10 protein-coding genes and 3 pseudogenes are annotated in these 11,189 nt (G+C 29.8%); 11 read left to right on the top strand and 2 right to left on the bottom strand.

The genetic code is table 11. The features are described 5' to 3' along the window. Both BUB83_RS20200 and BUB83_RS20195 read right to left on the bottom strand, forming a co-directional pair. On the bottom strand, positions 1-928 hold a 928-nt coding region (locus BUB83_RS20200; protein WP_073340907.1), incomplete at its 3' end, for an RNA-guided endonuclease InsQ/TnpB family protein. After that, positions 906-1,451 (bottom strand): annotated as a pseudogene (locus BUB83_RS20195) (IS607 family transposase); the annotation flags it as partial. The pseudogene BUB83_RS20195 and the gene BUB83_RS20200, both read right to left, overlap by 23 nt. Before the next feature lie 141 nt (positions 1,452-1,592). On the opposite strand from BUB83_RS20195, the gene BUB83_RS20190 reads away from it, so the two are divergent. The 11 genes and pseudogenes from BUB83_RS20190 to BUB83_RS20135 all read left to right on the top strand — a co-directional run. After that, positions 1,593-2,267 carry a response regulator transcription factor gene (locus BUB83_RS20190; protein WP_073340905.1) on the top strand — a complete coding sequence of 225 codons (675 nt, stop codon included), beginning with the start codon at positions 1,593-1,595 and terminating at the stop codon, positions 2,265-2,267. Next, positions 2,264-3,475 (top strand): sensor histidine kinase, encoded by a 1,212-nt coding sequence (locus BUB83_RS20185; protein ID WP_073340904.1) that lies wholly within the window; start codon positions 2,264-2,266, stop codon positions 3,473-3,475. Before BUB83_RS20190 ends, BUB83_RS20185 begins: the two co-directional genes overlap by 4 nt. An 80-nt stretch (positions 3,476-3,555) precedes the next feature. Continuing rightward, positions 3,556-4,167, top strand: coding sequence for a GTP pyrophosphokinase (locus BUB83_RS21760; RefSeq protein WP_242950729.1), 612 nt, complete (start codon positions 3,556-3,558; stop codon positions 4,165-4,167). Between the two features lie 42 nt (positions 4,168-4,209). Beyond that, positions 4,210-4,494, top strand: a pseudogene (locus BUB83_RS21755) (BlaI/MecI/CopY family transcriptional regulator); the annotation flags it as partial. Beyond that, entirely contained in the window at positions 4,491-5,354 is an 864-nt protein-coding gene (locus tag BUB83_RS20170; protein ID WP_073340902.1) for a M56 family metallopeptidase, read from the top strand. The pseudogene BUB83_RS21755 and the gene BUB83_RS20170, both read left to right, overlap by 4 nt. A 779-nt stretch (positions 5,355-6,133) precedes the next feature. Beyond that, positions 6,134-6,394: a hypothetical protein gene (locus tag BUB83_RS20165; RefSeq protein ID WP_073340901.1), complete on the top strand. Its 261-nt coding sequence runs from the start codon at positions 6,134-6,136 to the stop codon at positions 6,392-6,394. Positions 6,395-6,672: 278 nt separating this feature from the next. Continuing rightward, positions 6,673-7,524 (top strand): 4Fe-4S binding protein, encoded by an 852-nt coding sequence (locus BUB83_RS20160; RefSeq protein ID WP_073340900.1) that lies wholly within the window; start codon positions 6,673-6,675, stop codon positions 7,522-7,524. Between the two features lie 250 nt (positions 7,525-7,774). Then, a complete protein-coding gene (locus BUB83_RS20155; RefSeq protein WP_084133731.1) occupies positions 7,775-8,359 on the top strand; it encodes a zinc ribbon domain-containing protein in 585 nt (194 codons plus the stop codon). Positions 8,360-8,386: 27 nt separating this feature from the next. After that, entirely contained in the window at positions 8,387-9,694 is a 1,308-nt protein-coding gene (locus tag BUB83_RS20150) for an NADase-type glycan-binding domain-containing protein (RefSeq protein ID WP_073340898.1), read from the top strand. Positions 9,695-10,216: 522 nt separating this feature from the next. Next, positions 10,217-10,390, top strand: a pseudogene (locus BUB83_RS23020) (flagellin); the annotation flags it as partial. A gap of 531 nt (positions 10,391-10,921) precedes the next feature. Continuing rightward, the coding region (locus tag BUB83_RS20135) for a PD-(D/E)XK nuclease family transposase (RefSeq protein WP_200801509.1) at positions 10,922-11,189 on the top strand (268 nt) is incomplete at its 3' end.

Below are 11,189 nucleotides of genomic sequence, written 5' to 3'. Positions count from 1 at the left end.
ATTTATATTGAATTTGTCTTTTAAACTCATATAAGCATTGTTGTGCAATAGCTTTTGATAAATGCTTATTTTTCATCATCCCTTTAATGTTAAGTATTTCCATAACAACTCTTGATGGCTTGGTTTTCACTATCATGTTCGTTGCTTGGTGACTATGATTACTTCTTATATTTGCTAATCTTCTATGAAGTAATTTAATCTGCTTTTCGATTTTTATAATATTACTTGTTTTGACAAACTTACTCCCTTCTTTATTTTTTAGGTATTTGCGAGACACCCTACGTTGTAATCTACGTAGCCTTTTTTCAAGTTGCTTTACAACTCTTGTTTTATTAATATTTTTAAAAGTCATTCCATTGGAACATATAGCTAAATTTTTTATGCCCACATCAATTCCTATGCTTTCAGTAGTTAATTCTACTATTGGGTTTTCTTTTTCAATACCAACTGATATAAACCAATACTTTCCGTCAAAACTTATTCGTGGATTAGTATATTTACAATTCATAGGTATTGAATTTTTCTTTATAGTAATCCAACCTACTTTTTCAATCAAAACTGAATTTTCTTTAACTTTAAGCTTTGATGTATCATTATAGAAAGACGGTTTAGACTTTCTTCGGCCCTTGAATCTTGGCCTATCCGCTAACCCTTTAAAAAACTTCTTATAAGCTTCACAACAATCTTTAACAGCTTGTTTAGCTACATTATTAGATACTTCATTAAGCCAATTAAGTTCTGTTTTCTTTAAGATAGTCAATTCTTTTCGTAAATCATTATCAGAAATAAACTTACCACCATTTTTATAATTGTCTTCTTGTCTTGCAAGAGTCCAATTATAAATAAATCTTGCAGTACCAACGGATTGCCATAGCTTTTGTTCCTGCTCCTTAGTTGGGTATAATCTAGTTTTCTTCCCCAGTATCACTCTCTAACAACTCCTTAATCATTTTCTTAGCCTTACTTCCTCTCTTGCCTTGAAGGCTACAACTAAAAACTGTAACAATTTGAATTAAATCCTCAACTAATTCCTGTTCTTCTGTTTTTTCAGTGTTGTCTATAATCTCAATAGTAGTTCCATACTTATTACATAGGTTTTCTATAATTTCAAACCCGAATCTTAATAACCTATCTTTATACAGAATTACTATCTTTTCAACTTCTGAATTAGTTATCATATCTATTAGTTGATTTAATCCTTTTTTATTATAGTTAATTCCACTACCTATATCAGTTATAACCTCAAATTGATAACCTTTAGCAAACATATATGTTTTAACATTTTCGATTTGTCTTTCAAGGTCGTCCTTTTGTTTATGAGAACTAACTCTACAATATCCTATTACTTTTTTAGTTTTAGTTTTAATGCCTTTTATTCCTAAAAAATGATTAAGTTGCTCTTGTGAATAATACCTATAACCTGTTGCTAGCCTCTCGTTTTTAGTATTATTGTTTGTTGGTGTTGTATATGAGTATAACACCTCATGAAAAATATGTCAAGATATCACAGGAATCAATATGATCTAATTTTAAACTTCATTTAAGGTATTTATGTTATTATGTAGATATTACATAGAAAAGGGGAAGGTAAAATGAGATTATTATTAGCAGAGGATGAAAAAGAATTATCAAAGGCATTGGTTGCCATTTTAAAGCATAGTAATTATTCGGTAGATGCTGTTTATGATGGTGAGGAAGCACTTACATATCTTCAAACTGAAAATTATGACGGAGCAATACTTGATATAATGATGCCAAAAATGGATGGAATCACTGTTTTAAAAACTATAAGAGAAAAGGGAAATAATATTCCAGTTCTTATGCTAACAGCTAAAGCTGAAATTGATGATAGAGTAGTTGGTTTAGATAGTGGTGCAGATGATTATCTTACAAAACCTTTTGCAACAAAGGAACTTTTGGCTAGAATTCGCTCAATGACAAGAAAGGAAAATGAGATTACAAACTCTGTATTGACATTTGGGAATATTAATTTAAACCGTTCAAATTTTGAGCTTTCATCAGATAGTGGAAGTTTCAGGCTTGCTAATAAGGAATTTCAGATGCTTGAGATGTTGATGATTAATCCTGGAAACATTATTTCAGCAGATAGATTTATGGAAAAAATATGGAGAAATGATAGTGAAGCGGAAATAAATGTTGTTTGGATATATATTTCCTACCTAAGAAAAAAACTTGCATCCCTTAGTGCAAATGTACATATTAAGATAGACAACAACAAGGCATATTCATTGGAGGGGTTAGAATGATTGAAAAACTAAGAAGAAAGTTTATACTAATAACTATGGGCTCAGTTATTCTTGTTTTAACTAGTATCATGGTTGCATTAAATATTTTTATTCATATAAAGGTGAATAATAATATAGATAAAATTATTGACGTGATTATAGAAAATAAAGGTATCTTTCCAGATTTTAAGGAACTTAACGATGAGGTTTCAAATTTTAGCATTGAAACTTCTTATCGTACAAGGTATTTTACAGTGGTAGTTGATTCAAACAATAATATTGTGGATATTAACACAGGAAAGATAGCTGCAATAAGCAGTGAGGATGGCAAGGAGTTAGCAATTGAAGTAATTGAGGGCAATAAAACTACTGGTTATGTTGGTATATATAAGTATAGAATTGTGGAGGAAAATGAAGAAAGTCTTATAGTTTTTATAGATAGTAGTAATGAGCTTGAAACTTTACAGGTATTTTATATGTATAGTATTATAATTTCCATTATAGGTACAATATCTGTTATCTTACTTGTGGTGATTTTTTCTAAGAAAGTCGTACAGCCTGTTGCTCAAAGCCTTGAAAAACAAAAACAATTTATTACAGATGCAGGCCATGAACTTAAAACTCCTCTTGCAATTATAAATGCAAACACTGAGGTTATAGAGATGGAAAATGGAGATAGTGAGTGGACTACAAGCATTAGGAATCAAGTGAATCGGCTTTCAGATTTAACTATGAGCCTTGTGTCTTTAGCAAGAATGGAAGAAAAAAGTAATTCGGTTATGGTAACTGACTTTTCCCTTTCAGATGCTATTGATGAAAGTTCAAAACCATTCTATTCTTTAGCTAAATCACAGGGGAAAAAAATAACTACAGATATAGAAAGCAATATCACTTATAAAGGAGATGAAAAGTCTATACGTCAACTTATTTCAATACTTTTGGATAATGCAATTAAATATTCAACAGATAATAGTGAAATAGAAATCACTTTAAAGAAACGTGGGCGTCAAAGTATCATTTCTGTAAGCAATAAAACAAAGGACATTAAAAAAGGTAATCTTGATATTTTATTTGATAGATTTTATCGTACGGATTCTTCAAGAAACAGCAAAACAGGAGGCTTTGGTATTGGTCTATCTATAGCAAAATCTATAGTTGATGTGCATAAAGGAAATATAACAGCTAAAAGTGTTGACGGAAAGTCTATTATTATAGGGATCACACTGTGAAACTTAATTTATAGTTGAACTGGGATACCTATATTACAGCAACAATATAGTAAATTTAGTTTTTGATAGGAGTGAAAAAAGTGGGTTATAGTATGGATAAAGAAAATTCGGAGTTTTATAAAGATGAATTGAATAGGTTAATATCTGCTGAGGAATATGTATTAGATAAAATTGAAATATACAGAGAAACTCAAAAAAGAAAAACAGAGGAGAATCCTATTGAGCATTGCAAGTCAAGAATCAAAAGTTCAAAGAGTGTGAAGAATAAGTTGCTAAAAAAAGGTCTGGAGCCAGACTTGCAAACAGCCTTAGATAATCTTACAGATATTGTTGGAATAAGGATTGTATGTGGTTTTATGGATAGTGTTTATCAGGTTGTTGATTTTATTAAGGCTCAAAGAGAATTTGAAATAATAAAAGAAAAGGATTATATTTCTAACCCAAAACCAAATGGTTACAGGAGTTATCATCTTATAGTGAAGTTAAATACGGAAGAGTTAGATGGTGTAGCAGTTGAAATTCAGATTCGAACAATTGCATTAGATTGTTGGGCAAGTCTTGAACATCAGATAAAGTATAAACACACTATTAAATACACTAAAACAATAGAAAAAGAATTAAAAAGATGTGCAGATGAAATTGCCTCAGTAGATCTTACAATGCAAACAATTAGAGAAGTGGTAAGAGATTAAGAAATCAGTTGATTTGCAAATTACACTTATAATGTAAATTCAACTCAATTGCATAAAATATGTTTAGAAAAACTTGGATGGGAAAAATCAACAACATATACCATGATAAGGAAACTATCTGAAAAACAGCTTATAAAAAATGATAATACAATGGTAACAGCCACTGTAAAAAAAGAGCAAGTGAAAAAATATGAGAGCCAGCACCTTATAAATAAAGTTTTTGATAATTCATTGCCTCATTTTATTTCAGCATTTTTGGAAGATAAAAAACTTACTCAAAAAGAAGCTGATGAAATTAGGAAAATGATAGAGGAGGCTACAAAGTGATAATAGAGAGTATTTTTATAAAAATTCTAAATATGAGTTTTATAGCCAGTTATGTTGTTTTAGCTATCATTCTTCTGAGAGTGTTTTTAAGAAAATCTCCAAAAATTTATTCCTATATTTTATGGGGAATAGCATTTTTACGTATGACTTGTTTTTTCTCATTTAAGAGTATAATAAGTTTAATACCCACAGAAAGTAATGTGATCGATGATAATATTGGTTATATGAAATCACCAGAAATATATAGTGGCATAAGTTCTGTTGATAGCATAGCCAGTAATTTAATTAATAATAATCTACCACCTGTAAATGAAGTTGCAAGTGTAAATCCTATGCAAATAGTTATTTATATAGCAAGTAATATATGGCTTATAGGGATTATTATAATTTTGATATACTCTATCATTTCTTACATAAGATTATATAAAGGAGTTAGTACAGCTACATTAGTAGAAAAAAATATTTATGAAACAGATAGAATAACTACTGCTTTTGTTTTAGGCTTTATAAATCCTAGAATATTCTTACCAATAGGAATAAAAGACAAAAATTATGAATACATCACTAGCCATGAAAAAACTCATATGATAAGAAAAGATCATATTATAAAGCCTTTATATTTTATGGCAGTAGTTTTTCATTGGTTTAACCCATTAATGTGGATATCTTACTATTTGATGACTAAGGATATGGAAATGTCTTGTGATGAAAAAGTTATGAATTTAAAAGGTAATAACATGAAAAATGATTATGCAAAATTATTACTTGATTTATCAGTAAAGCAAAGTAGTCTACTAAGTCCTATTGCATTTGGAGAAAATAACACTAAATCAAGGATTAAAACATTATGGGAATTATGAGGATATAATTCAGCTTGAACGTGAGAACTTAAAAAAACATTTAGAAAAATATAATCAATATGGGGTTTCTTTAAATATACAATATTATAATGAACCGAATGAGATTATTCCTATTACATGAATGAAGAGCTATGCTGTATGCATAGCTCTAATTTCTATTTTCCTTTTTTATTGTGACCTTTACTAGATTCAGGAAGGTCATTTACAATAGCATCAACACTTTCACCACCTGCGCACCTTCAATACAAAGGTAGTTGCAGAAGGGTCTTTCAAAAAACATTGCACCCACAAGAAATATTAAAATAATAATCCAACCTTTTTTTATCAATTATTATAATTTTATATTACAGGTATTATTATAATAAATGAAGCTTAAATTAAATAACTCATATGGCAGCCATATGAGTTATTGGGGTTACCGATAAAATTGCTGCTAATATTGAAAATTTTATTGAGAGACAAAGAATCGCACTTACTTGGGATGCTGTGAACCGGACCATAAATAAATGAGGTTTTTAATTAAAGGCATTGGTATGACTTCATTAAGGTGTTTTTATATTTAAAAATAATGTATCATAAGTAATGGAAATAATCAAAGTATGTTATAATAAAAGAGAAAAATAACTTTCAAGTGATAGACAAATAGTAATCTGTCATTGAGGGAATGATTATTGATTTATAAAAATCAAGTCTAAGTTAAATAGTAAATTTTAAGGGAAAGGAGAATGTAGTATACAGTTTAAGAGGAGCAGGTATTAAAAAAAGAAAGAGAGAAAAAAATGGAAAAGTTTTTTAAAGCAATAGAGGAAAAGATAAGAAAGTCAGGATATCCTGGAGAAGTCAGTGGCGAAGAAATCTATGCTGAAATAAGTGATGAGGCCGAGGATCAAGAAGAAGGAAGTTACTTATTCATGAAGAAGCAAAATGATGATGTCATGTTCGAATACAGAGTGGATATTTTAGAGGACAATATTAATTTAGCAACCCTCACCATACATACACCAGAGAGAAAGTACTTTATTGATTTTGATGCTGCATAGATAGACCTATTGGATGAATTAAAATTAATATTTTATTCTAGAGTGAAGCACTAGTCTTTGGCGGATGGGTGTTTTTTGACTTACTTGGTTTAAGCTTATTATTATATTATAGTGCATATATATAGGAACCCACTGTGAAACTTAATTTATACTTGTTACAAAAGCTACGGCTTTTGGGAGTTTTGTGGCATGTATGAATTAATAGTTGAACTGGGATACCTATACTATTTGACTAAAACAATTTAAAATTATATCCTTATACAAGGAGGTGGGCTATCATGAATATTTCAAAAACAGAAATACTAGAATTATTACAAGATTTCTCAGATAATTCAATACACAATAGTGTTAGCGGGGACGTAGCTCTTAGTCCCCAATATGCCGGAATTCGCATATTTGAGTGGCCTATAGTGGGGGTGTCGTCGGCTCAGGATGAGATATATAAAACATATACAAATCCTGAAATTGTGGGGGAAAACTATTTAAACCCCTCTGAATGGATGGATGGTGCAAAAAGTATTATATCAATATTTAATCCCTTCACGGAACACATAAAAGATAGCAATGCCGGGGGTAATTATCCTAGCGATGAATGGATGCACGGCAGAATTGAGGGGCAGGCATACGTCACAGCAGCAGCACAAGCACTAGCGGAGCTTATACGTTCAAAAGGTGGAAAGGCAATGGTTCCCATTGCAGACGAGCGTTTCAAAATATATAAAGAACCAAAGATATACAGCAACTGGTCTGAACGTCACGCGGCATATGTAGCGGGAATGGGAACCTTTAGTTTAAACCGTGCCATTATAACAAAAAAAGGTATAGCAGGACGTTTTTGTTCAATTATTACAGACATTGAGTTGACGGCAGATCAACGGGAATATACAGGGCTTTACGATAACTGTATAATGTGTAAAGCATGTCAGCGAGCATGTCCTGTAGATGCCATAAATGAACATGGCAAGTCCCATATACCCTGTAATATCTTTTTAGAACAGATAAAAGCGGAGCATCCACCTTGGTATGGATGTGGAAAATGTCAGGCGGGTATGCCTTGTGAGAGTAGAATTCCACCGAAAAATCCTAAAGCAGATTACAGCACAATCAAAAATATTTATGACGGAAATTAGTTTATGAGGAGTATTTAGAATTGTTTAGTGAATAGTTGAAAGTTGGAAAGTAAAAGCATCTACAGTATAATGTAGGTGCTTTTACTTTTGAACAAGGATTAATTTGTTTTGTTTTTAATTGTATTAAAAAAGAGTATAAATATAGCAAGAAATAAAGTTAAAACGCATTACAGGGTTCGACAAGAAAAAACTACAAATTGTGATAAGATAAAGAAGTGATTTTCACGGAAAGATGAAAGGATGTGTAAATATGTTATGCAATAAATGTGGGAATAATAATCCTGAAGATAGTAGCTTTTGTATAAAATGTGGTACAAGTATAGGAACTACAGAAAATCAAGAAACAAGAGATGAGAAACAAGTGTCAGGAAATACGCCTAAGTGGGCACAAGAACGACTAAAACAAATTCTAAAGCCTAATGAAACCGTTATGTTAGAAGTTAAAGGAAGGGTTGAAGTTACAATACCTAATGGATTAGGAGCACTTATATGGTGGATTAGCTATATAATGATAAACTTGTTAGGTATTATATATGGGCTAATAGTTCGAAAAACCGCTTGGATGGTACTAACAAATGACCGATTAATAATTCTAACTGAAGAAGGAGTCAACTTTCCATTTTGGGTGATAAAATTTTCTAGAAAGACAAGAGATTATATTATCTATAAAGAAAAATTGGCGTCCATAAATGCAATCAAAGATAAAAACCTATGGTTTATAACATCAAAAGGATTTTTCATAGAGTCTATAGGAAGTTTAGGAATTATTTTTAATGGTATGAAAGAAACTGAATTTCAGAAAGCAAAACAATATCTATTTGAAATTAAGGAATAGAATAATGAATTGAAATGGGGTATAAGTATGTTTTGTCCGAAATGTGGATCAGATAATCTAAATGAAGCAAAGTTTTGTAAAAAATGTGGATTTAACATAGAAAAATTTCTTGATCAAAACCAACAAAATGAACAAAGGGAGCAGCAAATAATATCAAAACAAAAAAAAGAAGGAAAACAATTAAATGATAACAATATAAAAAATAAATACATAGTTGCTGGCCTTATATTTGTATGTGTGATTATTATAGTGGGGGTTGTAGTTTCTAGTAGAAAAAATCAACAAACTGAAAATATTGCAATAGAAAAAAATACAGCTGATTTAAGTGAAAGTAAGGAAAATAATCAGGTGGATGCTACAGAAAAAGCAGCTAATGTAGCAATTGAGCAAAAAAATTTAAAAATAGAATCTGAAATTCAAGAATTAGGAAATAATAAGGTAAATGTGTATATATACGCGTTAAATGAAAATGGAGATAAAGTATGGGAAAGAAATTGGGATAATCTTGAACTTACAGAACTTGATGTAATGTCACCTATAACAGAGACAGAAGATGGAATAATTTATGTTGAAGTTTATAGTAAATTATATGCTATTGAAAGAAGTACAGGAAATGAATTGTGGGGAGATGTACTAGTTGGATCAGGTATTGCTCCACTAGTAGATAAAGATGGTACAATTTATTGCATAGGTTATTATGGACCATTTATAACAGCAATATCACCTGATGGAAGTGTAAAGTGGACAAGAGATTATGAAGAAATATATTGGCCTTATGAATTGGATGTGAGAGATACAAAAATATATATTAAATATGCTCAAAGTAATAGTGATACTTCTTCTAAATATGGTGGAGTTGCTGTATTATCAAAGGATGGGGATCTTATTTCTAAAGAACTTACAAATAAGAAACCTTTTAATAACACTTTATCATCCTCCACATTAAATGATCAAAGCAATAATAGCTATGTTTCAAATAATGTAATAGATGATAAAGATGAAACAGCATGGGTTGAAGGGGTAGAAGGTGATGGTATTGGTGAATACGTAGAACTACGGGCTGATACTCCACAAGAGATTAATGTTATAGAGATTAGAAATGGATATAAGAAATCCTATGAATCAGCTGAAAATAACAATAGAGTCAAGAAAATTCAAATTGAATTATCTGAAGGCATAACTATTGTTAAAGAATTAAATTCATATGTTAATGAGTTGGATTACATAATCTTAGATGAAGTAGTGAAAACTGACCATGTTAAATTTACAATTCTTGAAGTGTATGATGGCCAAAAATATGAGGATACATGTATTTCTGGTATTAACTTATATTAGTTAAAGGTTATTCTTTTAAATAAATTGTTAAAAATAATTTATTTAGGAACACTTGGTAAAGGGTTGGATTTATACAGAATATACATTAAAGATTACCATTGTAAGCAAAACAAATCATTTACTTTGTTCATAATTTGTTTTGCTATATGTAGAGTTCTAATTAAGGTAACAGCAGCTATAGATAATGTTATAACTTTTACAAACATGACATTTGGAATGAATATTTTTGAAGTATTTAAAATATATTTAAGATTAATAAAAAATAAAACAAGAACCCTTACAGTAGCTTGTAAGAGTTCTTGTTTTTGGTATAAAAGATATATGCTTCTTATAAATATAAAAAAATGTTAGAAAACGACAAAATATAACAAAATATGCAATAAATAAGTGGTATATTGTTAATTATACAATATTAAATTACCCATAATTTAGAGGTTAAGGTTATAAGCTCAATCTAAAGATTTCGCAAAAACCCTAATGGTGATTATTTTTACATTTATGTAAAAATATTCTAACAATGTATCCAATGCAGAAATAAATCTAACCAGTGGTGTATCGAGAATACAAGATGCGGATATAGCAAGAGAGGTAATGGAGCTAACTAAAAATAATATTCTCCAGAAATCTACCCAAAGTATGTTAGTTGAAAATAACAAAATATCTGAAAGTATTTTATTATTAATGAAAGAAAATTAAATATAGGGAAAGATATAAGCAATAAAAGCAAAACAATTGGTAAGAGATAGAACACTTACTGTTACCGCAAAAACAGCTTCACAGTAATCTGTGAAGCTGTCTTTTAGCAAACAAAAAATTCCTTTCTCTCTAATACAGGAATTTTTTGTAAGCACTTCTGAGGTGCAAATTTTTCAAAGTACAAGACCTCAAGAATAATATATAAAGAATCATTTATATAGTTGAAAAATATTGGCGTAGCAATAAAGGAGTGGATTTTTATTGCAAAAAGCAAGTGGGAGCACCGGTGGAGCGCCAAGAAAGTGAGCAATGTATAACAGGTGGTAATCCTAATTATATCCTGTCCATATTTATCAACAGTTTTTGTTGCTATTTGAGATATTTAAAAAGAATAAGAACGTACATACGTATAAAATCGAATTAGTTTGTAAATAATATAAAATGGAACACAATAATTTACTTTTCTAAGTTAACTATTGTATAATTAATATAGAAAGATGAATTATTACTTATAGATAGGAAGTGAATTCAATGGAAAATTCAAATAAATTAATAAGATTTGATTGGTTTATAAAGAAGATGTTACGGGACAAAAGTAACTTTAATGTGTTAGAAGGCTTGTTAACAGCGTTACTTAAAAAAGATATTGTTATTTTAAATATTTTAGAGAGTGAAGGAAATCAAACAAGTGAAACCAATAAATTTAATAGAGTAGATATTCTTGTAGAAGATGAAAATAAAGAGAAGATAATAGTTGAAATACAAAACGAAAGAGAATCTGATTACTTAGAAAGAGTTC

Origin of the sequence: Clostridium grantii DSM 8605 (genome assembly GCF_900129965.1) — a bacterium.
GTDB lineage: Bacteria > Bacillota > Clostridia > Clostridiales > Clostridiaceae > Clostridium_AF > Clostridium_AF grantii.
Note: the sequence above shows the minus strand (reverse complement) of the source record. Positions and strands in the feature narration are given on the sequence as shown.